Genomic DNA, 24,717 nt, shown 5'->3' on the forward strand with positions numbered 1-24,717 from the left:
CCGGCGAGAGGATTTCGATGAGCGAAGATGCCGCCCGCCAGGGCCTTGATACCTACCAGTGGTTCCAGCGCGCCGCGGCGACCGGCAATCCCTACGCCCAGTTCAACCTGGCCCAGCTCTACCTGCGCGGCGCCGGCGTGGCGCGCGACGATGTCCAGGCCGCCGCCTGGATGGCGCGCGCCGCAGCGAGCGGCCTGGCCTATGCCCAGAACCACCTGGGCGCCATGTACTACAACGGGCGCGGCGTATGCTGCGACCATGCGCGGGCCGCCCACTGGTTCCGCCGCGCCGCGCTGCAGGGCGACCGCTCGGCCCAGCACAACCTCGGCCTGTTGTACCGCAAGGGGCGCGGCGTGCCCAGGTCGCACAAGGCCGCGATCGGCTGGTTCTGCCGCGCCGCCGAGCAAGGCATGGCGCGCGCCCAGGCCCAGCTCGCCGAGGGCTATCTGCTCGGTCTCGGGGTCAATGTCAGCCATCCGCTTGCGATGGCCTGGTTCCGCAAGGCGGCCATGCAGGGGCATGTCGCGGCCCAGGTGCAGCTGGCGCAGATGTATGCGCGCGGCCAGGGCGTGGCGCCGAGTCCGGCCCAGGCCCTGTACTGGTTCCGCCATGCGGCCGGGGCCGGCGACCCGACTGCCCAGCGCCAGCTGGGCCTGGCCTATGCCGAAGGGCGCGGCGCCGGCCCCGACCCGGCGCTGGCCGTCCAGTGGCTCGAGCGCGCGGCGGCCGGCGGCGAACGCGAGGCGCTGTACGCGCTGGGCGGCCTGCTGTCCGGCGGCGCTCTGCCGCGCGACAGCAGGCGCGCCTTGCGCTGCTACCTGCAGGCAGCGGCCCAGGGCCATGTGCAGGCCCAGTACCGGGTGGCGCGCATGCTGGCCGGCGGCTGCGGCGTGTCGCGCGATCCCGCGCGCGCGCTGGCGTTCTACGTTCAGGCGGCCGAGGCCGGCGCCGCCAATGCCCAGTTCGCGCTGGGCCTCCTGTATGCCAAGGGGCAGGGCGTGGCGCGCGACCTGGTCCAGGCCGCGGCCTGGTACCGGCGCGCCGCCCAGCAGGGCGACGCCAGCGCCCAGAACAATCTCGGCGCCATGTATGCCTGCGGCGTGGGCGTGCCGCGCGACGACGTGCTGGCCGCCCACTGGTACCGCCTCGCGGCCCGGCAAGACCACGCGCCGGCCCAGCACAACCTGGGCGGGCTGTATGCGGCCGGGCGTGGGGTCGTGAAAGACCCGGTGCGCGCCTGCATGTGGGCCTGGCTGGCGCGCCAGGGCAAGGGCCTCGAGAAGGCGGCGCCGGCCGACGTGGCGCTGGCGGCAAGCACGGCGGCGAACGACTACACCGCCTCCCTCAGCCCGGCCGAGCGCAGCCGGGCCCGCGCCCTGGTGGAGCGCTGGCTCGCATCCAGGACCAGTCCGCGCCGGCTACTGGGCCGCACCGGCGCATGATGGCCTGGCGCCCGCGCCGCAGGGTTGTGCCGGCAAGCGGGTATGCGTGTCACGTGCGCCGTAAACACGCCGCAAACACGCCGCAAACACGCCTCCGGACGCTCTTGCCGCGCGGGCAGCCCGGCCATATCCAAGCATGTCATTTCGCGCTATGATGCCCTGCGGCCACAAGCCCACCCCATCATTAAACAGCCCGAGAACAATATGCACATGAGACTCGCCACGCTCGCCGCCGTCCTGGCCGCCGCTTTCGCAGTGCCGGCCATGGCCCAGAGCTGCTCGCCAGCCGGCCCTTCGCTGACCTACCCAGTGTCCAAGAAGGTCGACCAGACCGACAACTACCACGGCACCGTGGTCGCCGACCCCTACCGCTGGCTCGAGGACGCGAACAGCGCCGAGACCAAGACCTGGGTCGATGCCCAGAACAAGGTGACCCAGGCCTACCTGGCGCAGATCCCGCAGCGCGAGGCGATCCGCCAGCGCTTGACCCAGCTCTGGAACTACGAGCGCTACAGCGTGCCCGGCAAGGAAGGCGGCCGCTACTTCTACACCCGCAACGACGGCTTGCAGAACCAGGCCGTGCTGTACACCCTGAAGAACCTGAGCGACCAGCCGCGCATGCTGCTCGACCCGAATACCCTGGCCGCCGACGGCACGGTCGCCCTGGCCGGCGCCGAGGTCAGCCCGGACGGCAAGCTGCTGGCCTACAGCATCGCCGCCTCGGGTTCTGACTGGAACGAGATCAAGGTGCGCGACATCGCCACCGGCAAGGACCTGGCCGACCACATCAAATGGGTCAAGTTCTCGAGCACCGCCTGGACCAGGGACGGCAAGGGCTTCTTCTACAGCCGCTACGACGAACCGAAAGAAGCGACCAAGCTGGCCGACGTCAACTACTTCCAGAAGCTCTATTTCCACCGCATCGGCACCCCGCAAAGCGCCGACACCCTGGTGTATGACCGCGCCGACCAGAAGGAATGGGGCTTCGGCGGCCAGACCACCGACGACGGCCGCTACCTGATCATCACCACGACCAAGGGTACCGCGCCAAAATACCGCGTCTCGTACAAGGACCTGTCCAAGCCGAGTTCGAAAGTGGTCGACCTGATCGACAACTTCGATGCCGGCTACGACTTCATCGACAATGTCGGCTCCGTGTTCTACTTCAGCACCGACCGCAACGCACCCAAGAAGCGCGTCGTCGCCATCGACGTCAGCAAACCTGCCGAGAACAACTGGAAAGAGATCGTTGCCGAGAGCGCCGACACCCTGGCCGGCGCCGACATCGTCAACAACCAGTTGGTGCTCGAATACCTGAAGGATGCCAAGAGCGTCGTGCGCGTGGTATCGCTCGAAGGCAAGCCGGTGCGCGAGATCGCGCTGCCGGGCATCGGCACCGTCGGCGGCCTGTCGGGCAAGCGCAACGACACCGAGACCTTCTATTCGTTCACCGGTTTCACCAACCCGACTACGATCTACCGCCTGAACCTCAAGACCGGCGAGAGCACGGTGTTCCGCCAGCCGAAGGTCGCCTTCAACCCGGCCGACTATGAAACCCGCCAGCAGTTCTACACGAGCCGCGACGGCACCAAGGTGCCGATGTTCATCGTGTCGAAAAAGGGCATCAAGCTGGACGGCACGAATCCGACCTACCTGTACGGTTATGGCGGCTTCAATATCTCGCTGACCCCGAGCTTCTCGCCGGCCAACCTGGCCTGGATGGAAATGGGCGGCGTGTATGTGGTGGCCAACCTGCGCGGCGGCGGCGAATACGGCGAAGCCTGGCACCAGGCCGGCACCAAGCTGCAAAAGCAGAACGTGTTCGACGACTTCATCGGCGCGGCCGAATGGCTGGTCGAGAACAAGGTCACGTCGCCCAGGAAGCTGGCGATCGGCGGCGGCAGCAACGGCGGCCTGCTGGTCGGCGCGGCCACCACCCAGCGGCCGGACCTGTTCGCCGCGGCGATCCCTGCCGTGGGCGTGATGGACATGCTGCGCTTCCACAAGTTCACGATCGGCTGGGCCTGGACTTCGGATTACGGCTCGTCGGAAAACCCTGACGAATTCAAGGCCCTGGTCAAGTACTCGCCGCTGCACAACCTGAAATCGGGCACCTGCTATCCGGCGACGATGGTCACCACGGCCGACCACGACGACCGCGTGGTGCCGGCGCACAGCTTCAAGTACGCCGCCGCTGCCCAGGCGGCCCAGGCCGGCGCCGCGCCGATCCTGATCCGCATCGACACCAAGGCGGGCCATGGCGCCGGCAAGCCGACCGGCAAGCAGATCGAGGAAGTCGCCGATCGCTGGGGCTTCCTGTCGCGTGAGCTGCACATGGGCGATGCCGGCAAGACGGTCGGGGGCGCGCACTGAGCCTTATTCAAACTCGATCCATGTATTGAACATTTAATTTCGTTCAAATACGATAGGCTTGGGCTAGTGTAGTAATAAAGGCCGCTGGAGTAATCCAGCGGCCTTTATTTTCATTCGAATAAATCTTCTCCCTTATGGGATAGTAGTTTGCAATACTGTTTACTACGAATGTATGGAATTTGTACTTGAGTGTCGACTATGTAATTGCCGAGGTTTTTGGAATATGGAAGGGTGATACATTTATTTTGTACATACCAATGTACAACTATATAAACTTCCATAGGAGTAGTAATGTCTAATCCAGAGTATCAAGCAACGACTAATTGGGACGATATGGCCCTGGTGCGTCCAATCTCGGCGCCCGTCAATTGGGACGATCTGGCGCTGGTGCGTCCAATCTCGCCAACGAGCAACCCGGTCATTGCGGCGGGCGGCAGCTTCGAACTCGTCGCCGCCGGTTCGCTCTTCGGCACCAAGCTCACCCTCGTCGAAGGCCAGGGTCTGGTCATCGACCGGGTGGGCATCGCCCTCGAAGGCGTCGAGAACGTCCAGGGCAGCAATGCTCCCGATGCCGTCCTGCTCCAGAATCTGCTGACCAGGCTCGAATCCAAGAACTTCAATAGCATCATCGTCGAAAAAACAGGCGCGATCGGACTCGAAGCCGGTACCGCCTCGATCACCGATCTCAGCAGCGGTCCCTACAATATCGTCGGCGTCGAGGATTTGGATACGTCCGGCGCCTATGGCACGATCTTGTTGTCTGGCGCAGATGGTAATTGGGAAATTACGATTCTGCAGCCGGTTGCGCTTGAAGGTGGCGAAGTATCGATTACCGCTACCGAACACAGTATCGATAATCTCCAGGGTTATGGTAATTACCTGACCGGTGTCGAATCGCCGATTATTCCAATTGGCTTCAATGGCGTGGAATTTGCCCTGCTCTAAGAACATCGCTCCCGGCAAGGCAGATAAGGTGTAGTCGCGCCTTGCCGTAAAAGATGGGTCTCGCCGGCAAGGCCTGGACAGGCCACTGCATCAAGTGGTTCATGCATCGAATGCCCCGCCCGGACGACAGCGTCCGAACGACGTCTATCGATGCACGACCACCAGCATCGCCTTCGCCTCGGTCTTGCCGGTATTGCGAATCACATGGTTTTGATCGGCCGGATAGCGCGCCGTCGCGCCATGGCGCACCTTCTTCTTTTCGTTCCCAACTTCGAGCTCGACCGTGCCGGTAATCACCGTCAGGTGTTCCCCCGTGCCCGGGTCGTGGGCCTGCGACGCCAGCTCTCCCCCGGGCGCGAGCGTCAACTCATACCATTCGTACTTGCCCGCCAGGTCCATCGGCCCCAGGATGCGCAGGGAGTAACCGGCATGGGCGCCGGGCAGGGTGGGGATCTCGTGTGCATCGACCAGCCGGATGAGGTTGGCGCTGCGCACCTCGGACGACAGCAGCTCGCCGATCTGCACACCAAGTGCATTGGCCAGCCGCCAGGTGATGGCGATGGTCGGGTTGGCCTTTTCGCGCTCGATCTGGGACAGCATCGATTTCGAGACCCCGGCGATACGCGACAGGTCTTCCAGTGTCAGGCCGCGCGCCAGCCGCAGGCGTTGTAGCGTCGCGCCAACTTCTGGTGGGGCATTGTTTGTTAGAGTGGTACTCATGGTCGGTCCGCTGGCCTGATGTGGTATTGCTTAATGCAATTTATTTATAAGTATATTTCAACCGGCTTGCCAAGTTCATTGGCTCCGCGTAATATTCAATATATCGAATTTTTGTTCGAGATAGCGAACTAGTTCTCTACATCGAACGAGCCAACGGTACAACATCCGCCGACCGCCGGTCAAGCCGCGGTTTTGCCACACCACAGGGAACAGGGGAACATCATGAGCGATCAAGCCTTCTACAGCAGCCTGCAGCAAAAACTCGCCACCTTGAAGGACGAGGGCCTGTTCAAGCCCGAGCGCGTGCTGGCCTCGCGCCAGGGCGCCGAAGTGGTCGCGCAGGATGGCCGTACCCTGATCAATATGTGCGCCAATAACTACCTGGGCCTGTCGGGCGACGTCGAGACCCAGGAAGCCGCCGCCGCCGCCCTGGACAAATACGGCTATGGCCTGTCGTCGGTGCGTTTCATCTGCGGCACCCAGACCGTGCACAAGGAACTAGAACAGGCGCTGTCGAGCTTCCTCGGCACCGAAGACACGATCCTGTACGCAGCCGCCTTCGACGCCAATGGCGGCGTGTTCGAGCCGCTGTTCGACGAGAACGACGCCATCATCTCGGACGCCCTGAACCACGCCTCGATCATCGATGGCGTGCGCCTGTGCAAGGCCGCGCGCTACCGCTATGCCAACAACGATATGGCCGACCTCGAGAAGCAGCTGATCGCCGCCGTCGACGCAGGCAAGCGCCACAAGATCATCGTCACCGACGGCGTGTTCTCGATGGACGGCACCATCGCCCAGCTGGACAAGATCGTCGAGCTGGCCGAAAAATACGGCGCGCTGACCATGATCGACGAATCGCATGCCTCCGGTTTCATGGGCGCGACCGGCCGCGGCACCCACGAACACTGCGGCGTGATCGGCAAGATCGACATCATCACTGGTACCCTGGGCAAGGCCCTGGGCGGCGCCATGGGCGGTTTCACGTCCGGCAAGAAAGAAGTGATCGAGACCCTGCGCCAGAAGTCGCGTCCTTACCTGTTCTCGAATACCCTGGCGCCGATGATTGCCGGCGCCTCGCTGGCGGTGCTGGATCGCATCTCCAGGTCGACCGAGCTGCGCGACCGCCTGCACGAAAACACCGCCTACTTCCGCCAGGAGATCGCGCGCATCGGCTTCACCATCAAGCCGGGCACGCACCCGGTGGTGCCGGTGATGCTATTCGAGGCCCCGGTCGCGCAGAAATTCGCGGCCCGCATGTTCGACCTGGGCGTGCTGCTGTCGGGCTTCTTCTACCCGGTGGTGCCGATGGGCCAGGCGCGCGTGCGCGTGCAGCTGTCGGCGGCGCATACCCGCGAGCAGCTCGACACCGTGCTGAAGGCCTTCGAGCAGGCCGGCAAGGAACTGGGCATCATCAAGAACTAAGCAAGAATAACCTAGCATCGCAAGGAATCGACAGCATGGAACGCATCCTCATCATCGGCGCCAACGGCCAGATCGGCAGTGAACTGGTCAGCGCCCTGGCCGACAAGCATGGCGCGCAGAACGTGATCGCCTCGGACATCGGCGACAACAACCTGTACGGCGCCGCGCGCTACACCCGGCTCGACGTGCTGGACAAGGGCAATCTGGCGCGCCTGGTGGCCGACGAAGGCATCACCCAGGTCTACCAGCTGGCCGCCATGCTGTCGGCTACCGGCGAAAAAGCGCCGCTGAAGGCCTGGAGCCTGAACATGGACGGCCTGCTCAACATCCTCGAGATCGCGCGCGAACGCGGCGAAGCCGGCAAGCCGCTGAAAGTGTTCTGGCCATCGTCGATCGCCGCCTTCGGCCCCAACACCCCGAGCGAGAACACGCCGCAGTTCACGATCATGGATCCGACCACGATCTACGGCATCAGCAAGCTGGCCGGCGAGCGCCTGTGCGAGTACTATCACAGCAAGTATGGCGTCGACGTGCGCAGCATCCGCTACCCGGGCATCATCAGCTACAAATCGCCTCCGGGCGGCGGCACCACCGACTACGCGATCGCGATCTTCCACGCGGCGCTGCGCGGCGAGACCTATGAATGCTTCCTGGGCCCGGAAACGACCCTGCCGATGATCTACATGCCCGACGCGATCCGTGCCACCATCGAGCTGATGGAAGCGCCAGCCGAACAGGTCGCGATCCGCTCGTCGTATAACGTGGCCGGCGTGTCGTTCAACCCGCGCGAACTGGCCGCCGCGATCGCGAAGGCACTGCCCGCTTTCCGCATCGACTACCAGCCGGACAGCCGCCAGCAGATCGCCGATTCCTGGCCGAAGAGCCTCGATGACAGCCGCGCTACCGCGGACTGGGGCTGGAAATCGCGCATCGGCGTCGACGAGATGGTCGATTCGATGCTCAAGAATATCGACGTCGGCCTGGGCGTCGCGGCTTGAGCTGCTGATAAAAATAATATAGCGGCAAAGGAGACAACAATGGACATGAGCGTTTTCGACCTGTTCAAGATCGGTATCGGCCCCTCGAGCTCCCATACCGTGGGTCCGATGGTGGCCGCGCGCCGCTTCCTGCTCGAGAGCGGCATGCTGGAGCAGGCGATCGGCGTCGAAGCCCACCTGTACGGCTCGCTGGCGCTGACCGGCGTCGGCCACGCGACCGACAAGGCCGTAATCCTCGGCCTGATGGGCGAAACCCCGCAAGACGTCGACCCGGTCGCGGTCGAGGACAGGCTGTCCGAGGCCGAACTCGATGGCGTGTTGCAGCTGCTGGGCACGCAAGCGGTGCCGTTCAGCGCCAGGACCCACCTGGTCTGGCACAAGGCTTCGACCCTGCCGGAACACCCGAACGGCATGCGCTTCGTGCTCAACCTGCAAGACGGCAGCATCATCGAGCGCATCTATTATTCGGTCGGCGGAGGTTTCATCACCGCGGCCGGCGAAAGCCAGGCACGCGCCACCGAGGCGAGTGCGGCGCCGGTCCCTTACCCCTTCGACACGATGGCCCAGCTGCTCGAGCACGGCAGTCGCAACGGCCTGAGCATTCCGCACATGCTGCGCGCCAACGAATGCACGCGCATGAGCAGCGAAGCACTCGATGCCGGCCTGGACAACATCTGGCGCGTGATGCGCGACTGCATCTGCCATGGCCTGGTCACCGAGGGCCGCCTGCCGGGCGGCCTCAACGTACGCCGTCGCGCGGCCGGCCTGTGGAAGCAGGCTCAGCAGACCCAGCAGCAGCCACTGAACGCCTTGCCGCATGACGCGGTGCAGCAAGTGAGCCTGTACGCGATGGCGGTCAACGAAGAAAACGCGGCCGGCGGCCGGGTCGTGACAGCGCCGACCAATGGCGCGGCGGGCATCATCCCGGCGGTGCTGCGCTACTACGCCGAGGATTGCCGTCCGATCGATCCGCAGCGCGGCGTGCGTGATTTCCTGCTGACGTCCGCCGCGATCGGCATGCTGTGCAAGAAGAACGCCTCGATCTCGGGCGCCGAAGTCGGCTGCCAGGGCGAAGTCGGCGTGGCCTGCGCGATGGCGGCCGCCGGCCTGGTGGCGGCGCTGGGCGGCAGCAACGAACAGATCGAGAACGCGGCCGAAATCGGCATCGAACACCACCTGGGCATGACCTGCGACCCGATCGGCGGCCTGGTGCAGATTCCCTGCATCGAGCGCAACGGCATGGGGGCGATCAAGGCGATCACCGCCGCCTCTCTGGCGCTCAAGGGCGACGGCACCCACTTCGTCAGCCTGGACAGCGCGATCGAAACGATGCGCCAGACCGGGGCCGACATGCAGGTCAAGTACAAGGAAACCTCGCTGGGCGGCCTGGCGATCCACGTGGTGACGGTCAACCACGCGGCGTGCTGAGATTCAGGTCTCGCAATAGTTGGGCGGCCCCGCTAGGCGCCGCCCAATTTTATTTTCCTAAAAGACTTTTTTGCAGCACAGCATACATTTGCGCTCGCTCCCACTATAATAAAGTTTCAATGTGAGCCAACCGGATCTTCAAACTGTATGCATTATGTGTCCACCCGCGTGACCAGCGCGTCCGCAGCACGCAATCCCCAGCAATTCTCCGACATCCTGTTAGGCGGCCTGGCCCCGGACGGCGGCCTGTACCTGCCGGCCGAGTACCCGCAAGTCACTGGCGCCGAGCTCGATGCCTGGCGCAAGCTGTCCTATGCCGAACTGGCCTTTGAAATCCTGCGCAAGTTTGCGACCGATATCCCGGACGCCGACCTGAAAGACCTGACCGCGCGCACCTACACGCCCGAGGTCTACCGCAATGCCCGCGCCGACGAACCGGCGGGCGACATCACCCCGCTGCGCGTGCTCGAAGACGGCCCGCAAGGCAAGCTGGTGCTGCAGGCGCTGTCGAACGGCCCGACCCTGGCCTTCAAGGACATGGCGATGCAGTTGCTCGGCAACTTGTTCGAATACGCGCTGGCCAACAACAACGATGAGCTGAACATCTTCGGCGCCACCTCGGGCGACACCGGCAGCGCGGCCGAGTACGCGATGCGCGGCAAGCGCGGCGTGCGCGTGTTCATGCTGTCGCCGCACAAGAAGATGAGCGCCTTCCAGACCGCCCAGATGTTCAGCCTGCAAGACCCGAACATCTTCAATATCGCGGTCGAAGGCGTGTTCGACGATTGCCAGGACCTGGTCAAGGCGGTCTCGAACGACCTCGAATTCAAGGCGCGCCAGAAGATCGGCACCGTCAACTCGATCAACTGGGCCCGCGTCGTGGCCCAGGTGGTGTATTACTTCCGCGGCTACCTGCTGGCTACCGCCAGTAACGAGCAGAAGGTCTCGTTCACGGTCCCATCGGGCAATTTCGGCAATATCTGCGCCGGCCACATCGCCCGCATGATGGGCCTGCCGATCGACAAGCTGGTGGCCGCCACCAACGAGAACGACGTGCTGGACGAATTCTTTCGCACCGGCGTCTACCGCGTGCGCAAGTCGTCCGAGACCTTCCACACCAGCAGCCCGTCGATGGACATCTCGAAGGCCTCGAACTTCGAGCGCTTCGTCTACGAGCTGGTGGGCCGCGACGCCGAGCGCACGCACGCGCTGTTCCGCAAGGTCGACACGCATGGCGGCTTCGACCTGTCCGGCGCGCCGGACAGCGACGGCGACGAATTCAAGCACGTGGCCAAATACGGCTTCCAGTCCGGCCGCTCGACCCATGCCGACCGCCTGGCCACGATCCGCGACATCGCCGACAACTACGGCATCACGATCGACACCCACACCGCCGACGGCATCAAGGTCGCACGCGAGCACATGGCGCCTGGCGTGCCGATGATCGTGCTCGAAACCGCGCTGGCCGCCAAGTTCAACGAGACGATCCTGGAAGCGCTGGGCCAGGACGCCGAGCGTCCCGCCGGCTTCGAGGACATCGAGGCGCTGCCGCAGCGCTTCGTGGTCATGCCGCCCGATGTGAGCCTGATGAAGGCCTACATTGCCGAGCACACGGGGCTGTGATGAGCGCACCGGTACACAAGGCGCCGCTGCTGTCGGTCCGCGAAGCGCTCGACTTCCTGCTCGAGGCGGCGCGTCCGGTTGAGCAGGTCGAGACCGTGCCGACCCTCGAGGCCAACGGCCGCGTGCTGGCCGCAGACCAGCTGGCGACGATCGACGTGCCCTCGGCCGACAATACGCAAATGGACGGCTATGCCGTGCGTGCGGAAGATTGCGCGAGCGGCAGCGCGACCTTGAAGGTCAGCCAGCGCATCCCGGCCGGCAGCGTCGGCCACGAACTGGAGCCCGGCACGGCGGCGCGCATCTTCACCGGCGCCCTGATCCCGCCAGGCGCCGACGCCGTCGTGATGCAGGAGCAGGCCGAGGCGGTCGGCGACAGCGTCACCATCCACCATGCGCCGCGCGCCGGCGAGTGGATCCGCCGCAAGGGCGAGGACATCGGCGCCGGCGCCGTGATCCTGCCGGCCGGCAGCCGCCTGCGCAGCCAGGAGCTGGGGTTGGCGGCATCCGTCGGCCTGGCCCGCCTGCCGGTGCGGCGGCGCCTGAAGGTGGCGGTATTCTTCACCGGCGACGAGCTGACCATGCCGGGCGACGTGCCGGCCGACGGGTTAAAGCCGGGCGCGATCTACAACTCGAACCGGTTTACCCTGCGCGGCCTGCTGGAGAACTTCGGCTGCGAGATCTGCGACTACGGCATCGTGCCGGATTCGCTCGAGGCGACCCGCGCCACCCTGGTGGAAGCGGCGAAACAGAACGACCTGATCATCACCTCGGGTGGCGTCTCGGTCGGCGAAGAAGACCATATCAAGCCGGCGGTGGAAGCCGAAGGGCGGCTGTCGATGTGGCAGATCGCGGTCAAGCCCGGTAAACCACTGGCCTTCGGCGAGGTGCGGCGCGAGGGCGGCAGTGCGTTCTTCCTTGGATTGCCGGGTAACCCGGTGTCGAGCTTCGTCACCTTCTTGCTGTTCGTGCGGCCCTTCCTGCTGCGCCTGCAGGGCGTGACGGGCCAGGTCGAGCCGCAGGGCTACACGGTGCGCGCCGATTTCGAGCTGCCCAAGGGCGACCGCCGCAACGAGTTCCTGCGCGTGCGCCTGAATGCGGCCGGGGGGCTGGACCTGTTCCCCAACCAGGGCTCGGGTGTGCTCACCTCGACGGTGTGGGGCGATGGCCTGGTCGACAATCCGGCGGGCAACCGTATCGCGGCGGGCGACCTGGTGCGCTTCATCCCGTTCGCCGAACTACAGCATTAGGAAAGTCATGAAGATCAGCTTGAAATACTTCGCCGCGCTGCGCGAGGCGGTGGGGACGGGGCAGGAGCAGGTGAACTTGCCGCCAGACGTGACGACGGTGGGCGGCGTGCGCGAACTGCTGCGCGAGCGCGGCGGCGCGTGGGCCGAGGCGCTCGCGCCGGAACGTGCGGTGCGCATGGCCCACAAGCACGTGATGTGCGATGGCGACACACAGGTGGAAGAAGGCGCCGAAGTGGCGTTCTTCCCGCCGGTGACCGGCGGTTGAGCCGGTTGGACGCGTCGGTGGGAGAACCCGCCGACCCTACGTAGGGTCGGCGGCTATGCCGCCGACGCGTTCAACCAACGCCTGCGTCGCCACGACCCATCACAAGGCCGCGATCGACTGCTCGGCCAGGGCCATCAACTTCGCGCAATTATCGTTACGCGCCGCGAAATCCTTCCACGCCGTATTGCGCGCGACCGATTGCCAGCCGCGCAGCGCCTCGGGATCGAGGTCGACCACCCGCGCGCCGACGCCGCGGTAGACCGACACCACGGCCGCATCGTCGATGCGCGCCATCTTCATCGCGAACTGCTCCAGGTCTGAACCGACCTTGAGGATGGCTTCCTGCTGCGGTTTGCTCAGGCGCTCGAACACGGTGCGCGACATCAGCAGCGGCTCGAACATGAACCAGTAGGAGCCGCCGCGCGCCGTGGTCAGCGAGCGCGCCGTCTCTTGCAGGCGGAACGAGATCAGCGAGGTCGACGAGGTCAGCGCCGCATCGAGGGCGCCGCTGCGCATCGCGTTGTGGATCTCGTTCGACGGCAGGCTGACGACGGTCGCACCGGCATCCTGCAGCAGCATGTCCATCTCGCGCGAGCCGCCGCGCACCTTCAGGCCGCGCACGTCCTCGGGCGTGACGATCGGAGCGCCGCGCGAGGCGACGCCGCCAGCCTGCCAGATCCAGCTGACGATCACCAGGCCCTGTTCGCCCAGGATGCGCGTCAGCTCGCGCCCGACCGGGGCGTTCTTCCAGCCATAGCCTTGTTCATAGGATGTGACCAGCGCCGGCATCAGGCCGATATTCGCCTCGGGCGCCTCGCTGCCCGCATACGACAGCGGCACCAGGGCCATGTCGAGCGAGCCGCTCTTGAGTGCGCCGAACTGGGCGTTCGGCTGCATCAGGGACGATCCGGGATGGATGGAAAACTTCATGCCGCCGCGCGTGCGCTTCTCGACCTCGGCCGCGAACATGCGGCACAGGCGGTCGCGGAAGTCGCCCTGGGCGATACTACCGCCGGGGAACTGGTGCGAGATATTCAGGTTCTTCGGTTGAGCCCAGGCGGACTGCATCCATAGCGGGCTGGTTGCGATCGCGCCCAGCATTGCCCTGCGGGTCGTGAACGACCTGTTGATTACCGACATATACATCCTCCAAGATGTTGTAACGGACTACCGTATGAATCGTGGCTGACCTCGTCCAGTGTCCTGAACTTCTGATTCGGGACACTGGCGGGCGCCATCGTTCACATTGGCGTGTACAAGAATATTCCTGCTACACCGCATGTCAAGCGGAATATTGCAGCTATGACAAAGGCATAGTCGCGGGAGTATGCCCATGCCAGCCCGGCAGTATTACGCGGACCGGCAACGCACATCTTGATCCGTATTGGAGAATGGTCGGCTCAGCGCGCCTTGTCGGTAATGGCCTGGCTGGCAGAGCGCCAGCGCGCGGCCACGAAAATGGCGGCCGCGGCCAGCGACCAGGCCAGGGTCGGGCCCCAGGTCTCGGCCAGGCTGTCGCCGCGCATCAGGTCGATTGCGCACAGCAGCAGGAACATGGTGCCGGCGGCCAGCAGGTATTGGCCGATCCAGTGCAGGTAGGACGGTGACGCAGGACGCATGGGGACGACTCCTTTCAACGACGGTCAAGATAACGGCGCAGGATGCCGGCCAGCGCCAGCGGCTGGTCGATCATCATGAAGTGGCGCGACGGCGCGATCGGCACCACCTCGACCGAGGGGATTGCCTCGACCAGCATCCGGTAGTGCTCGACCTTGTCGTTCACCGTCAGCGCATCCTGAGCTGCATCGTACTGGTAAAACGGCGCCACGACCAGCACCGGGGCGCTGATTGTCGTCAGGCCGGGGCGCAGGTCGAGCGCCAGCAGGTCGGCCACGTAGGCCCCGACCGCCTCGCGGTCGCTGCGCAGCAGCAACGGTGTGATGTCGTCGGCCTTGCCGATATCGAGCACGCCCTGGCCGCGCATGTACTGGCGCTGCTCGGCGGCGTAGGCGTCCGGCCGGCTGGTCGCCATGCGGGTGCGCACATTGAGCGCGGCCTGCGGGCGCTGTTGCGGCGGCATGTTCTCGGTGCCGGGGAAGACCGGCAGGCCGTCCAGCGCCACCACGCCGCCGATGCCGTTGCCGAGGTCCTGGGCCACCGCATAGGCCAGCGTGCCGCCCAGGCTGTGGCCGACGATGACCGGCTTGTCGAGCTTGCGCCCGGCGATCAGGCCGCGCAATGCGGCGCGCGCGTCTTCGAACGGCGCCCAGTCGGGGGATGCGGCCGGGGCCGGGTGGCCGTCGAAGCCGGGCAGCGTGACCACGTACAGCGTGAACTCGTCCTTGAACTGGCGGATCACCTCTTGCCACACCCAGGGGCCGCTGGCCAGGCCGGGCACCAGGATCACGGGCCGGCCGCGGCTGCCGTGACGCTCGACCAGCAGCGCGCCGGATTCGAAGCGTTCGGCCGGCTCGATGGTGGCGGCGAAGCGATTGGCGGCCGGCGCGGCTTGCGCCGGCGCTTGTGCATGGGCGTGTGCGATGGAGGCGGCGCTGGCGGCCAGTGCGGCCATTGCGAACAACAGGGCGGATTTTTTCATGCGGTTTCCTGGTCGGGTGAGAAGATGGCTTCGACCGGCAGGCCGAACAGCCGTGAGATGGCGAAGGCGAGCGGCAGGCTGGGGTCGTAGCGGCCGGTCTCGATGGCGTTGACGGTCTGGCGCGAGACGTCGAGGCGCTCGGCCAGGTCGGCCTGGCTCCAGCCCTGCCTGGTGCGCAGTTCGCGGATGTGGTTCTTCATCGCTGACGCAGCGCCCGCACCACGCACACCAGGGCGGTGCACGCGCCCAGCACCATCCACACCGCGAACATCGACAGGCGCGGATAGCCGGCGGTTTCGAGGAAGCCGTAGCTGAAGGTCAGGCCGGCAGTGAGCGCCGCGGCCAGCGCGAACGATTCGAGCAGGTAGCGCCGCAGGTATTCGTCGACCCGGTTCAGGTGGCGGGCGATGGCCCACAACATCAGGCAAAAGCCGAGCATCGGCGACAGCAGGACCACGGTGCGCAGCACGCCGTCATCCATCGCACGGCCGTAGCGGATGGTCGCCACCAGCAAGATGGCGTACACGGCGAACGAGATGCCCAGTTCGCGCAGATAAGCCTTGCCGACCCGTTTTTCGTGCATGGTTGCTTTCATGTCCCGCCTCTTCATGTAGTAAAGGATGCTTTACATCGTAGGCTACTCCCGGCGCGATGTCAAGCATCCTTTACATGGTAGTCCAAGGGCCAAACTCGACTACAATGCTGGTCCTTCAATCCGCGCACTTCGTCCTGCCATGACCCAGCCGATCCAAACTCCAAAGCGCGTCGCCGTGATCGGCGGCGGCCCCGCCGGGCTGATGGCCGCCGAGGTGCTGGCGGCAGGTGGCGTGCAGGTCGACGTCTACGATGCGATGGCGAGCGTGGGCCGCAAATTCCTGCTGGCGGGGAAGGGCGGCATGAATATCACCCATTCCGAACCCTATCCCGGCTTCGTGCAGCGCTACGGCGCCCGGCAAGACCAGGTGGCGCGCTGGCTGGCGGCGTTCGACGCCGACGCGGTGCGCGCCTGGATCCACGAACTCGGCATCGAGACCTTCGTCGGCACCTCGGGCCGCGTGTTCCCGCGCGAGATGAAGGCGGCGCCGCTGCTGCGCGCCTGGCTGCACCGCCTGCGCGAGGCCGGCGTGCGCTTGCATATGCGCCATCGCTGGCTCGGCTGGCAGGACGGCCAGCTGCGCATGGCCACGCCGGACGGCGATCGGCTGGTCGAGGCCGACGCCACGATCCTGGCGCTGGGCGGGGCCAGCTGGGCGCGCCTCGGTTCGGACGGCGCCTGGGTGCCCTTGCTGGCCGAGCGCGGCGTCGCGCTGGCCCCGCTGGCGCCCGCCAACTGCGGCTTCGACGTCGGCTGGAGCGCGCATTTCAGCAGCCGCCATGCGGGTGCGCCGCTGATCACGGTCGCAGCCGGCTGCCAGGACCAGGACGGCAAGATCGCCTGGCGCAAGGGCCAGTTCGTCATCACGCAGGGCGGCATCGAGGGCAGCCTGGTGTATGCGCTGTCGGCGCCGCTGCGCGATGCGATCGCACAGGCTGGCAGCGCCACTCTCTGGCTCGACCTGGCGCCCGACCATGACGCCGAGCGGGTGTTCGATGAAGTGACGCGGCCGCGTGGCTCGCGCTCGATGTCGAGCCACTTGCAAAGCCGGCTCGGGATCAAGGGTGTCAAGGCGGGGTTGCTGCACGAATGCCTGTCGCGCGACGACTATGCCGACCCCGGGCGCCTGGCCGCGGGCATCAAGCGCCTGCCGCTCACCTTGCTGCGCGCGCGGCCGATCGACGAGGCGATCAGCAGCGCCGGCGGCGTGCGCTTCGATGCGCTGGCGAACCAGACCAGCATGCTGGCCGCGCTGCCGGGCACCTTCGTGGCGGGCGAGATGGTCGACTGGGAAGCGCCGACCGGCGGTTATCTGCTGACCGCCTGTTTTGCCAGTGGCCGTGCGGCGGCCCGCGACGCGCTGCACTGGCTCGCGCCGGCTAGCGCGCCTGCGTGACATTCCGAGAGCAATGGAGGCCAGGCGACGCGGTAACATGGGCTTTTGTCGCCTGGCCGTCCCATGAAAACGATTCGTGTATTCACAGTTGCCGCACTGCTCGCGCTCGTCAATCCGGCGGCATCGGCCGCCATGCAGTGCGGCGAGCCATGCCACACGCTGGTGCGCGAAGCGCACGTGCTCGAAGGGCAGGACAGATACCAGGAGGCGCTGGATAAATACAAGGCCGCGGAACAGGCCGATCCACTGGCTTCGCTGCCGCTGTCGCTTCAGGCAGGCCTGCTGTTCAAGCTCTCGAGCGCGGCCCCGAAGGACAAGGCCGGGCAGGTGCGCGAGATGGCGCGCGCATTGGCCGAGCGTGCGACCACGCTGGCATCGGACGACCCGATTGCGCACGAAGTCTTGCGCATGCTGGACGATGACGGACTGTCTCCGCTGCACACGCCCAATGCCAGGGCCGCCAAGCTGCTGGCGGAAGGCGCGGCGCTGTTCGCGCAACGCAAGCCGCAGGAATCGCGCGCCAGGTACGAAGCGGCGATGGAAGCCGACCCGAAGGCATCAAGCGCCTGGGTGGGCGTCGGCGATTCCTATTTCATGGTCGGCGACTGGGCGCGTGCAGAGCGGCTGTTCCGGCGCGCGACCGAGATCGAGCCGAAGAATGCGCAAGCGTGGCGCTTCCTGTCCGATGCGCTGCTGGCGCAAGGCCAGCGCGCCGCGGCCGAAGCGGCGCTGTATTCATCGATCGCGGCCGATCCTTCGCAGCGTCCGAGCTGGGGCAAGCTCGCCCGCTTGCGCGCTGCCGCCGGCCTGCCACTGAAGCCGCTGGCGTTCAAGCGTGGCGCGCGCGTGGCGCAGGGCGCGGACGGCAAATTCACGATCAATATCGACCAGGCGACCGCGGAGGCGAAAGATACCCCGAACCATGCCATCCGGCTGATGCTGGCGATGAGCGAGCTCAATGCCCGCCAAGCCGATACGGGCAATACCAGGTCGCCATATGACATCGAGCTGGAAGCATGGCGTACTGCATTGAAGGTCATGGATGACATTGCCGCGTCCGGTGGCCAATCCGTGAGCGACCCCGCCTTGCTGCAGATGCAGGCGCTGGCCAGGGATGGACAGCTGGAACCGGCAATCCTGCTGCTCATGTTCCGCCAGCCGTACCGCCCGGCGTTCGAGGCGTGGCTGGCGGCCAATCCAGGCGGCGTGAAAGGATTCATCGATCGCTACGGCCTGCAGCCCTGAGGCCGCGAGTCGAAGCGAACGGCTGCGCTTGCCGGCCTTCGGTATAGTGCGGCGATGCCTTCCCCTGACAACTATCCTGCCACCCCTGACGGACGCTATTTCGTGGTCAAGGGCCGCCTCTGGCGCACCAGCAATCCCGGCCTGGCGCCTGAGGAGCGCCAGCGGCTGGTCGATGCGCTCATGAAGGCGCGCCGGGAAGTTGCCGCAGCGTTGAGGGCGCGCGACGGCAAGGCCGAGCGCGCCGCGCGCAAGGCGGTCGACGACGCCAAGCACGCGCTGGGCGAACGCGGTCCGGTGTGGTGGACCGATGGCGCGCCGGATGTCAATCGGAGGATGGTGGCCGATACGCCTTACGCCGACTGGTTCGCGTCGCTGTCGCAATGAAGACTAGTCGCTGACCTTGCCCCGCAGGGCCTTGATCTGGCCGCTGCGCGTCTTGGCGTCGAGGCGCCGCAACTGCGAGCCGCGCGTCGGCCGGGTCGCGCGGCGCGTGACTGGCACGATCGAGGCCTTGTCGACCAGTTCCTGCAGGCGGCGCAGGGCGTCTTCCTTGTTCTGTTCCAGGCTGCGCGACTGCTGCGCCTTCAGTACCAGCACGCCTCCCTGGCTGATGCGCGCGTCGCGCGATGCGAGCAGGCGTTCCTTCACGGGCTGCGGGAGCGAAGAAGCCGCGATATCGAAACGCGCATGCACGGCGCACGAGACTTTATTGACGTTCTGTCCACCCGGACCCTGGGCCCGGATGGCGCTGAACTCGACTTCGATAGGATTGATGACTGCCATGCCACCATTGTAAACCGGCCTGCATCCAGCACGAAACGCTAAGATATTAGAAAATAGCGGGTTCCGCCTCATTTTCATGGATTTGACATGACCACTTCAGCAACATTATCTGGCGCACGACGCGCCGATATCAACCTGCGGCCCTTCGGTGTCGCCAGCGTACTCATCGTCCTTGGCGCCTGGTACCTGGCGCAGGTCGTCGGCCCGCGCCAGGCCGCGCTCTACGTGGTCGGCGCGCTGCTCGGCGTCGCGCTGTACCACGCTGCATTCGGCTTCACCTCGGCCTGGCGCGTCTTTATTGCCGACGGCCGCGGCGCCGGCCTGCGCGCGCAAATGCTGATGCTGGCCGTCGGCGTGGCGCTGTTCTTCCCGCCGCTCGCCAGCGGCACGCTGTTCGGCAATCCGGTGACCGGGCTGGTGCAGCCGGCCGGCACTTCGGTGATCGTCGGCGCCTTCATCTTCGGCATCGGCATGCAGCTGGGCGGCGGTTGCGCTTCCGGCACCCTGTACACGGTTGGCGGCGGCAGCACGCGCATGATCGTCACCCTGGTCTTCTTTATCCTCGGTTCGCTGATCGGCACCGCGCACATGCCGTTCTGGACGTCGATGCCGCAACTGGCGCCGTTATCGGCGGTCAAGGAACTGGGGCTGGCCCCGGCGCTGGCGCTGAACTGGATCGTGTTCGCGCTTATCGCAGCGGTCACCATCGTCGTCGAGAAGCGCCGCCATGGCCGGCTGGTCGCGGCGCACGTGCAGCCGAAGGGCGGTTCGCGCTGGCTGCATGGTCCATGGCCGCTGGTAGCCGGTGCGCTGGCGCTGGTCGTGCTCAACTTCGCCACGCTGGCCTTGTCCGGCCGGCCGTGGGGCGTGACGTCGGCATTCGCGCTGTGGGGCGCCAAGGCGGCTTCCGTGATCGGCATCGATACCGCGGGCTGGGCCTATTGGTCGACCAAGGCCAACGCCGCGGCGCTGGCGGCCCCGGTCTCGCAAGACGTGACGTCGGTGATGGACATCGGCATCGTGCTCGGCGCGATGCTGGCGGCGGCGCTGGCCGGCCGCTATGCGCCGGTGTGGAAGCTGCCACTGCGTTCGCTGGTCGCGGCGGTGGTCGGCGGCCTGCTGCTTGGTTATGGCGCGCGTTTGGCTTATGGCTGCAATATCGGCGCCTATTTCAGTGGCATCGTTTCGGGCAGCCTGCACGGTTGGCTGTGGCTGGTAGTGGCGTTTATCGGCAATGTGGTGGGTACCCGCCTGCGCCCTATGTTCGGGCTGGAGGTGGAGCGCCTGAAGCCGACCGCCTGCTAGTGCGCTGAATATGCGGGACGCGGGGTTGCCTGGTCAGTTTCCTATGCGTTCGACATTCTGGCCGAAGCCCGCGTACTCGTGATAAATATCGTCGAGATAAGTGGCGATATCGTGGGTCTCCAGCTCGGACGGAATGACCAGTTCATCCAGCTGGCCGCGCTTGCCCGGATCAAGGCGATACGCGACCCAGGCCCCGTTCTCGCGCTGAACCTCGATTTGAAAACGACCGTAGATATTGAATTTCATATCGGGATTCTTATGCCTTCGCCCAGCCAGCTACTCGTGATAGCTCACGCTGCCGCTACCCGCCCGGCTGGTACTACGCTCCGCCGGATTTCCATACACCTCGACATCACCGCTGCCGCTGAGCGATACCTTGACCTTGCTGCGTGCCTGCACCGCGCTGTCGCCCGAGCCGCTCTGGCTCACGGTTACCTCGTCGGCGCGCAGGTGTTCGGCGTCGAGGTGGCCCGAGCCGGTGGTGCTGGCATCGAGCTCGCGCGCGGTGCCGACCACGGTGATGCGGCCCGATCCCATCAGGATCGTCTCGACGCGGTCGATGGCGGCGCCGCCGTTCACGTCCAGGTCGCCGCTGCCGGCGAGGCCCACCCTGGCATTGCGGAAGCGTCCATTGAAGCGCACGCTGCCCGAACCGTTGAGTTGCACGGCGATCTCGTCGCCCGAGAAGCCATTGATGCTGCTGTCGCCGCTGCCGTCGATGCGGATTGCCGTCAACGCCGGCAAGGTCAGGTCGACCACCAGCGGTTCGCGATGGCGCAGCACCATGCCGCGGATGCCGATGCGCAGCACATTGCCGTCGCCGGTCACCTCGACATTGCCCAGCATGCGCTGCTCGCCGCTCACTTGCAGCGAGGGCGTAGCGCCGTAGCGCAGGTTCAGGTCGATCGGGCCGTCGACTTCGACGATCTCGACGCCGGACGGCACGCTGCGGCTGTCCTGCGCTACCGCGCGCCGCTCGGCGGCGCTGGTGGTGCCGGTGGCGCGCAGCATGCTGTAGCTGAGCGCGACCAGCACGGCGGCCAGCACCAGCAAGGCGAATCCGATTCTCATCAAGGCGCGCATGGTGTCCTTAACCCTTCAGCAGCGACAGGTTCATGTTCACGTAGCGGCGGATGCCCAGCAGCGTGTACCTGGTCAGGACGATGGACAGCAAAAAGAGCGCGATGCCGCCCAGGATCAGCGCGGCGCCGAAGGCCACCTGCGTCGTACGCGAACCGGGGTCCAATTCGGTCGTGATCTGGATCTTGCGTTCGGCCACCGCCTCGGCGCCACGCAGGACGCGCGAGCGCTGGTCGGCGCGGGCGTCGGGATCGGCTTCGTCGGCGCCGGGCGCAGGCTCGTCGAACACCTGGATGCCATTCGAGCCGATCGAGACACGGGTTTGCGACTCGACCGCCTCGCCGTCATTGCCGACCACCATGCGGGTCAGCGGCGCGCTCAGGATCAATTCATTGGAGCCGGCCAGCCCGCTCGCGGTCACCGCGATGCCCGAGACATAGACGCCGAAGGCCGACAGGTAGAGCGACATCAGGAGCGACGCGAACACCGCCGCCGGAATCAGCATGAACAGATTGAAAATCAACAGGCCGATGCCCGACACGATCACGCGGGCGATATTGGCGGGCGGCTTCTTGTTCTTGATATCGGCCAGGTGGGCGCTGGTGCGCAGGGTCACAGCGACCTGGCGCGGGTCGCCCAGTTCCGCGGCCACGTCCTGCTCCAGGCGTCCGGAGGCGGAGCCGTCGACGAAGCGCTGCTCGTACCAGGCCAGGGTCCTGGCCTGGGTCTCTGGCGGCAGGCCCATCAGGGCCCGCTTGAGCGCGTCGAGGTATTCCAGCTTGCCCATGGGTTGCCGTGCCTCGCCCTAGTAACGGCCGATGGCCGGGATGGAGCCGATCGCCAGCGCGGTCGCATGCGCCGAGCCGCCGATCACTTCCGGCTGGACCAGCACCAGGGTGCTCGCAAGCACCAGGACCAGGATGGCGGCGGCGCGCAGGCCGAGACGGGGTTTCATATGCATTTCCATAAGACGTGTTTTGATGCTGCTACCTTACGGAATCGCTGGATGCATCGCCATGGGCGTGCGACAGGCTGCGCTTTTCGCGGGGCAGGGCGCCATAGGCGCGGATGGCCGTCGCCGCCGCCTGGCCGCTGCGCACCGCCGTTTCGAGCGTTGCCGGGTAGTCGCCGGCCGTATAGTCGCCAGCCAGCACCAGTCCCGGAAGTGGCGTAATGTTGCCTGGGCGCATTAATTGGGGCGTGCAGCTGAAGGTCGCGCGCTTCTCGTTGATCAGCTGGGTCCAGGCTGGGGCGCCCAGTTCGGGCCGTCCGAAATCCTGGGCCAACTGCGTTGCGATGGCGGCCGCCAGTTGCTCGCGTGGCAAGTTGGCCGCTTCTCCGGCGGCGCTGACTACCACCGCCAGCAGGCCGTCCTGGGCCGGGTCGAGCTGCGCGCGGTCGAACACGAACTGGCCCCAGCGATTCGCTTCGGGATCGTCCAGCAGGGCGTAGAACGGCAGGTCGAGGCGGGTGCCGGGCGCGTACTGCAGGTAGCAGGTAGCGATCGGCTCGTGGGTCAAGGCATCCAGCTGGCCCGCCAGTTCGGCGGCATCCGGCAACGGCGCCAGCAGCGCAGCGCTTACCGGCGCCGGCGTGGCCAGGACCACCGCATCGAATCGCTCGGGCAACGCATCGCCGCCGGTTTGCACCAGCCAGTTATCGCCATCGCGCGCGATCGCCGCGACCTTCACACCGAGGTGCACAGCATGGCCCTGGCCTTCGAGCCAGGCGCCGGCAGGCTCCGGGAACAGTGCTCCCATCGGCAGGCGCGGGAGCAGCATGTCCGAGGCTGCGCGCCGGCTGGCGCCCAGGCTGTCGCGCAGCACCGCCAGGAAAACATTGGCGGACGCGCGCTCGGGCACCGTGTTCAGTGCCGCGATGCATAGCGGGCGCCATAGCAGGCGCACCAGGCGGTCGGTCTGGTCGAAGCGCTCCAACAGCTCGGTCACGGTGCAATCGTGGTCCAGCTGCCAGCCCATCCAGCGCCCGGCGCTGTTGAAACGGGCCAGGGCCAGCTTGTCGGCGCGCGCCAGGCCCTTGGCGCGAAACAGGGCCAGCGCCAGGTGCAGCGGGGCGGGCAGGCGGGGCGCGGCGAAATCCATGCCGGCGCCGCCGGCGGCGACGTTCGGATAACGCATCTGCACCGGCAGGCGCAGGAAGGCGGCCTTCTCGTCGACGCCGACCCGCTTCATGAGGCGCAGCGATTCGCGGTAGGCGCCTAGCAGGATGTGCTGGCCGTTATCCAGCGCCAGGCCGCGCACCTCGACCCCGCGCGCGCGGCCGCCCAGGGTGCGGGCAGCCTCGAACAGGGTGACGCGGCAGCCCTGGCGCGCCAGTTCGACCGCCGCCGCGCAGCCGGCCCAGCCGCCGCCGGCGACCGCGACCCGCAAGCCGTCAGGTACGGACATAGGTCTTCCACGCCAGCCACAGCTTGCGCAGCGGCGTGAGCGAGATGCGCTGGTTGAGCACATGGAAGCCGTCGCGCTGGATCTCGTCCAGCAAGGTGCGATAGATGGCGGCCATCATCAGGCCCGGGCGCTGGGCGCGCCGGTCCTGTTTCGGCAGCAGCGCCAGGGCTTCGTCGTAGACCGCCTGCGCGCGCTCGGCCTGGAAGCGCATCAGCGCCTCGAATTTCTCGCTGTGCTGGAGCTTGAGCAGGTCGTTGGCGGTGACGCCGAACTGCTGCAGCTCGTTCACCGGCAGGTAGATGCGGCCCTTGCGCGCATCGTCCCCGACGTCGCGGATGATGTTCGTCAGCTGGAACGCCAGGCCGAGCTTCTCGGCATAGGCCAGCGTCTGCGGATCGGTGTAACCGAAGATGCTGGCCGACAGGATGCCGACCACGCCTGCCACGTGCCAGCAATAGCGCTGCAGGCCGGGGTAGTCGAGGTAGCGGCTCTGGTCGAGGTCCATCTCCATGCCGTCGACGATCGCCAGCAGGTGTTTTTCTCCGAGCTTGTAGGTGGCGATGTGCGGCTGCAGGGCCAGCATCACCGGGTGGGTCGGGGTGCCGCCGTACATCTTGGACACCTCGGTGCGCCACCAGGCCAGCTTGATGCGCGCCACCGAACCGTCGGTGGCTTCGTCGACGGTGTCGTCGACCTCGCGGCAGAAGGCGTACAGCGCCGTGATCGCGCGCCGGCGTTCGGGCGGGAGGAACAGGAAGCTGTAGTAGAAACTGGAGCCGCTTTGGACGGTCTTTTGCTGGCAGTATTCGTCTGGAGACATGAAATCGTCGTGAAATGCTG

At 66.1% G+C, this 24,717-nt stretch carries 26 protein-coding genes; 13 read left to right on the top strand and 13 right to left on the bottom strand.

All coding sequences use genetic code 11. The annotated features are described in order from the left end of the window. Positions 1 to 17 precede the first annotated feature (17 nt). From E8M83_RS25360 to E8M83_RS25370, 3 genes are all read left to right on the top strand, one after another. Complete coding sequence (locus tag E8M83_RS25360; protein ID WP_137176133.1) at positions 18 to 1,442, top strand: tetratricopeptide repeat protein; 1,425 nt, start codon at positions 18 to 20, stop codon at positions 1,440 to 1,442. Positions 1,443 to 1,646: 204 nt separating this feature from the next. Further along, complete coding sequence (locus E8M83_RS25365; protein WP_170976922.1) at positions 1,647 to 3,815, top strand: prolyl oligopeptidase family protein; 2,169 nt, start codon at positions 1,647 to 1,649, stop codon at positions 3,813 to 3,815. A 291-nt stretch (positions 3,816 to 4,106) separates the two neighbouring features. After that, complete coding sequence (locus E8M83_RS25370; RefSeq protein ID WP_137176134.1) at positions 4,107 to 4,760, top strand: hypothetical protein; 654 nt, start codon at positions 4,107 to 4,109, stop codon at positions 4,758 to 4,760. Between the two features lie 144 nt (positions 4,761 to 4,904). Here the strand turns inward: E8M83_RS25370 and E8M83_RS25375 are convergent, their stop codons facing one another. Beyond that, positions 4,905 to 5,480, bottom strand: a complete 576-nt coding sequence (locus E8M83_RS25375) for a helix-turn-helix domain-containing protein (protein WP_137176135.1) — start codon at positions 5,478 to 5,480, stop codon at positions 4,905 to 4,907. Positions 5,481 to 5,702: 222 nt separating this feature from the next. Here E8M83_RS25375 and E8M83_RS25380 point away from each other — a divergent pair, with 222 nt between their 5' ends. The 6 genes from E8M83_RS25380 to moaD all read left to right on the top strand — a co-directional run bounded on the left by E8M83_RS25380 (position 5,703) and on the right by moaD (position 12,466). Then, the gene (locus tag E8M83_RS25380) at positions 5,703 to 6,905 is read left to right on the top strand and encodes a glycine C-acetyltransferase (RefSeq protein ID WP_137176136.1); all 1,203 of its coding nucleotides are present in this window, start codon (positions 5,703 to 5,705) and stop codon (positions 6,903 to 6,905) included. A gap of 35 nt (positions 6,906 to 6,940) precedes the next feature. After that, a complete protein-coding gene (locus E8M83_RS25385; RefSeq protein WP_170976923.1) occupies positions 6,941 to 7,903 on the top strand; it encodes an NAD-dependent epimerase/dehydratase family protein in 963 nt (320 codons plus the stop codon). Positions 7,904 to 7,942: 39 nt separating this feature from the next. Continuing rightward, complete coding sequence (locus tag E8M83_RS25390; RefSeq protein WP_137176137.1) at positions 7,943 to 9,331, top strand: L-serine ammonia-lyase; 1,389 nt, start codon at positions 7,943 to 7,945, stop codon at positions 9,329 to 9,331. A gap of 147 nt (positions 9,332 to 9,478) precedes the next feature. Further along, positions 9,479 to 10,954: a threonine synthase gene (thrC, locus tag E8M83_RS25395; protein WP_137176138.1), complete on the top strand. Its 1,476-nt coding sequence runs from the start codon at positions 9,479 to 9,481 to the stop codon at positions 10,952 to 10,954. Beyond that, positions 10,954 to 12,201, top strand: a complete 1,248-nt coding sequence (glp, locus tag E8M83_RS25400; protein ID WP_137176139.1) for a gephyrin-like molybdotransferase Glp — start codon at positions 10,954 to 10,956, stop codon at positions 12,199 to 12,201. The genes thrC and glp overlap by 1 nt, the downstream gene beginning before the upstream one ends. Positions 12,202 to 12,208: 7 nt before the next feature. Further along, positions 12,209 to 12,466, top strand: a complete 258-nt coding sequence (gene moaD / locus E8M83_RS25405) for a molybdopterin converting factor subunit 1 (protein ID WP_137176140.1) — start codon at positions 12,209 to 12,211, stop codon at positions 12,464 to 12,466. Between the two features lie 99 nt (positions 12,467 to 12,565). On the opposite strand, the gene dctP is transcribed toward moaD, so the two are convergent. From dctP to E8M83_RS25430, 5 genes are all read right to left on the bottom strand, one after another. Continuing rightward, entirely contained in the window at positions 12,566 to 13,606 is a 1,041-nt protein-coding gene (gene dctP, locus E8M83_RS25410; protein WP_137176141.1) for a TRAP transporter substrate-binding protein DctP, read from the bottom strand. A gap of 260 nt (positions 13,607 to 13,866) precedes the next feature. Then, positions 13,867 to 14,085 (bottom strand): hypothetical protein, encoded by a 219-nt coding sequence (locus E8M83_RS25415; protein WP_137176142.1) that lies wholly within the window; start codon positions 14,083 to 14,085, stop codon positions 13,867 to 13,869. Between the two features lie 14 nt (positions 14,086 to 14,099). Beyond that, a complete protein-coding gene (locus E8M83_RS25420) occupies positions 14,100 to 15,065 on the bottom strand; it encodes an alpha/beta fold hydrolase (protein WP_137176143.1) in 966 nt (321 codons plus the stop codon). Further along, the gene (locus E8M83_RS25425; protein ID WP_137176144.1) at positions 15,062 to 15,265 is read right to left on the bottom strand and encodes a helix-turn-helix transcriptional regulator; all 204 of its coding nucleotides are present in this window, start codon (positions 15,263 to 15,265) and stop codon (positions 15,062 to 15,064) included. The genes E8M83_RS25420 and E8M83_RS25425 overlap by 4 nt, the downstream gene beginning before the upstream one ends. Then, positions 15,262 to 15,660: a hypothetical protein gene (locus E8M83_RS25430; RefSeq protein WP_137176145.1), complete on the bottom strand. Its 399-nt coding sequence runs from the start codon at positions 15,658 to 15,660 to the stop codon at positions 15,262 to 15,264. Before E8M83_RS25430 ends, E8M83_RS25425 begins: the two co-directional genes overlap by 4 nt. A 139-nt stretch (positions 15,661 to 15,799) precedes the next feature. Here E8M83_RS25430 and E8M83_RS25435 point away from each other — a divergent pair, with 139 nt between their 5' ends. From E8M83_RS25435 to E8M83_RS25445, 3 genes are all read left to right on the top strand, one after another. Next, positions 15,800 to 17,056: a TIGR03862 family flavoprotein gene (locus tag E8M83_RS25435; RefSeq protein ID WP_137176146.1), complete on the top strand. Its 1,257-nt coding sequence runs from the start codon at positions 15,800 to 15,802 to the stop codon at positions 17,054 to 17,056. Between the two features lie 63 nt (positions 17,057 to 17,119). Then, on the top strand, positions 17,120 to 18,301 hold the full coding sequence (locus tag E8M83_RS25440) for a tetratricopeptide repeat protein (protein WP_137176147.1): 1,182 nt from the start codon (positions 17,120 to 17,122) through the stop codon (positions 18,299 to 18,301). A 54-nt stretch (positions 18,302 to 18,355) separates the two neighbouring features. Then, positions 18,356 to 18,685: a hypothetical protein gene (locus tag E8M83_RS25445; protein ID WP_137176148.1), complete on the top strand. Its 330-nt coding sequence runs from the start codon at positions 18,356 to 18,358 to the stop codon at positions 18,683 to 18,685. A 3-nt stretch (positions 18,686 to 18,688) separates the two neighbouring features. Here the strand turns inward: E8M83_RS25445 and arfB are convergent, their stop codons facing one another. After that, positions 18,689 to 19,084 (bottom strand): alternative ribosome rescue aminoacyl-tRNA hydrolase ArfB, encoded by a 396-nt coding sequence (gene arfB / locus E8M83_RS25450; protein ID WP_137176149.1) that lies wholly within the window; start codon positions 19,082 to 19,084, stop codon positions 18,689 to 18,691. Positions 19,085 to 19,171: 87 nt separating this feature from the next. Between arfB and E8M83_RS25455 the strand changes: the two genes are divergently transcribed. Beyond that, positions 19,172 to 20,389 carry a YeeE/YedE family protein gene (locus E8M83_RS25455; protein ID WP_137176150.1) on the top strand — a complete coding sequence of 406 codons (1,218 nt, stop codon included), beginning with the start codon at positions 19,172 to 19,174 and terminating at the stop codon, positions 20,387 to 20,389. A 33-nt stretch (positions 20,390 to 20,422) separates the two neighbouring features. On the opposite strand, the gene E8M83_RS25460 is transcribed toward E8M83_RS25455, so the two are convergent. The 6 genes from E8M83_RS25460 to hpnD are packed head-to-tail and all read right to left on the bottom strand — an operon-like array spanning position 20,423 to position 24,697. Further along, a complete protein-coding gene (locus E8M83_RS25460) occupies positions 20,423 to 20,635 on the bottom strand; it encodes a hypothetical protein (RefSeq protein ID WP_137176151.1) in 213 nt (70 codons plus the stop codon). 30 nt (positions 20,636 to 20,665) lie between these two features. After that, a complete protein-coding gene (locus tag E8M83_RS25465; protein WP_229491924.1) occupies positions 20,666 to 21,460 on the bottom strand; it encodes a head GIN domain-containing protein in 795 nt (264 codons plus the stop codon). 19 nt (positions 21,461 to 21,479) lie between these two features. Next, a complete protein-coding gene (locus E8M83_RS25470; protein WP_137176153.1) occupies positions 21,480 to 22,256 on the bottom strand; it encodes a DUF1700 domain-containing protein in 777 nt (258 codons plus the stop codon). An 18-nt stretch (positions 22,257 to 22,274) separates the two neighbouring features. After that, entirely contained in the window at positions 22,275 to 22,424 is a 150-nt protein-coding gene (locus tag E8M83_RS26020; RefSeq protein ID WP_170976924.1) for a hypothetical protein, read from the bottom strand. A gap of 31 nt (positions 22,425 to 22,455) precedes the next feature. Continuing rightward, a complete protein-coding gene (gene hpnE / locus E8M83_RS25475; RefSeq protein WP_137176154.1) occupies positions 22,456 to 23,877 on the bottom strand; it encodes a hydroxysqualene dehydroxylase HpnE in 1,422 nt (473 codons plus the stop codon). Further along, entirely contained in the window at positions 23,864 to 24,697 is an 834-nt protein-coding gene (hpnD, locus tag E8M83_RS25480) for a presqualene diphosphate synthase HpnD (protein WP_137176155.1), read from the bottom strand. The genes hpnE and hpnD overlap by 14 nt, the downstream gene beginning before the upstream one ends. Positions 24,698 to 24,717: the final 20 nt, after the last annotated feature.

Origin of the sequence: Massilia sp. HP4, assembly GCF_005222695.1 — a bacterium.
Classification (GTDB): domain Bacteria; phylum Pseudomonadota; class Gammaproteobacteria; order Burkholderiales; family Burkholderiaceae_D; genus Telluria.

What these genes read in the sequence shown, in the direction of transcription:
- moaD (WP_137176140.1), top strand. Translation starts at nt 12,209, where the DNA reads ATGAAGATCAGCTTGAAATACTTCGCCGCGCTGCGCGAGGCGGTGGGG.
- E8M83_RS25385 (WP_170976923.1), top strand. Translation starts at nt 6,941, where the DNA reads ATGGAACGCATCCTCATCATCGGCGCCAACGGCCAGATCGGCAGTGAA.
- E8M83_RS25445 (WP_137176148.1), top strand. Translation starts at nt 18,356, where the DNA reads ATGCCTTCCCCTGACAACTATCCTGCCACCCCTGACGGACGCTATTTC.
- dctP (WP_137176141.1), bottom strand. Translation starts at nt 13,606, where the DNA reads ATGTCGGTAATCAACAGGTCGTTCACGACCCGCAGGGCAATGCTGGGC.
- E8M83_RS25435 (WP_137176146.1), top strand. Translation starts at nt 15,800, where the DNA reads ATGACCCAGCCGATCCAAACTCCAAAGCGCGTCGCCGTGATCGGCGGC.
- E8M83_RS25460 (WP_137176151.1), bottom strand. Translation starts at nt 20,635, where the DNA reads ATGAAATTCAATATCTACGGTCGTTTTCAAATCGAGGTTCAGCGCGAG.
- E8M83_RS25455 (WP_137176150.1), top strand. Translation starts at nt 19,172, where the DNA reads ATGACCACTTCAGCAACATTATCTGGCGCACGACGCGCCGATATCAAC.
- E8M83_RS26020 (WP_170976924.1), bottom strand. Translation starts at nt 22,424, where the DNA reads ATGAAACCCCGTCTCGGCCTGCGCGCCGCCGCCATCCTGGTCCTGGTG.
- E8M83_RS25430 (WP_137176145.1), bottom strand. Translation starts at nt 15,660, where the DNA reads ATGAAAGCAACCATGCACGAAAAACGGGTCGGCAAGGCTTATCTGCGC.
- hpnD (WP_137176155.1), bottom strand. Translation starts at nt 24,697, where the DNA reads ATGTCTCCAGACGAATACTGCCAGCAAAAGACCGTCCAAAGCGGCTCC.
- E8M83_RS25375 (WP_137176135.1), bottom strand. Translation starts at nt 5,480, where the DNA reads ATGAGTACCACTCTAACAAACAATGCCCCACCAGAAGTTGGCGCGACG.
- arfB (WP_137176149.1), bottom strand. Translation starts at nt 19,084, where the DNA reads ATGGCAGTCATCAATCCTATCGAAGTCGAGTTCAGCGCCATCCGGGCC.
- thrC (WP_137176138.1), top strand. Translation starts at nt 9,479, where the DNA reads ATGCATTATGTGTCCACCCGCGTGACCAGCGCGTCCGCAGCACGCAAT.
- glp (WP_137176139.1), top strand. Translation starts at nt 10,954, where the DNA reads ATGAGCGCACCGGTACACAAGGCGCCGCTGCTGTCGGTCCGCGAAGCG.
- hpnE (WP_137176154.1), bottom strand. Translation starts at nt 23,877, where the DNA reads ATGTCCGTACCTGACGGCTTGCGGGTCGCGGTCGCCGGCGGCGGCTGG.
- E8M83_RS25365 (WP_170976922.1), top strand. Translation starts at nt 1,647, where the DNA reads ATGCACATGAGACTCGCCACGCTCGCCGCCGTCCTGGCCGCCGCTTTC.
- E8M83_RS25380 (WP_137176136.1), top strand. Translation starts at nt 5,703, where the DNA reads ATGAGCGATCAAGCCTTCTACAGCAGCCTGCAGCAAAAACTCGCCACC.
- E8M83_RS25360 (WP_137176133.1), top strand. Translation starts at nt 18, where the DNA reads ATGAGCGAAGATGCCGCCCGCCAGGGCCTTGATACCTACCAGTGGTTC.
- E8M83_RS25425 (WP_137176144.1), bottom strand. Translation starts at nt 15,265, where the DNA reads ATGAAGAACCACATCCGCGAACTGCGCACCAGGCAGGGCTGGAGCCAG.
- E8M83_RS25415 (WP_137176142.1), bottom strand. Translation starts at nt 14,085, where the DNA reads ATGCGTCCTGCGTCACCGTCCTACCTGCACTGGATCGGCCAATACCTG.
- E8M83_RS25440 (WP_137176147.1), top strand. Translation starts at nt 17,120, where the DNA reads ATGAAAACGATTCGTGTATTCACAGTTGCCGCACTGCTCGCGCTCGTC.
- E8M83_RS25420 (WP_137176143.1), bottom strand. Translation starts at nt 15,065, where the DNA reads ATGAAAAAATCCGCCCTGTTGTTCGCAATGGCCGCACTGGCCGCCAGC.
- E8M83_RS25465 (WP_229491924.1), bottom strand. Translation starts at nt 21,460, where the DNA reads ATGAGAATCGGATTCGCCTTGCTGGTGCTGGCCGCCGTGCTGGTCGCG.
- E8M83_RS25370 (WP_137176134.1), top strand. Translation starts at nt 4,107, where the DNA reads ATGTCTAATCCAGAGTATCAAGCAACGACTAATTGGGACGATATGGCC.
- E8M83_RS25390 (WP_137176137.1), top strand. Translation starts at nt 7,943, where the DNA reads ATGGACATGAGCGTTTTCGACCTGTTCAAGATCGGTATCGGCCCCTCG.
- E8M83_RS25470 (WP_137176153.1), bottom strand. Translation starts at nt 22,256, where the DNA reads ATGGGCAAGCTGGAATACCTCGACGCGCTCAAGCGGGCCCTGATGGGC.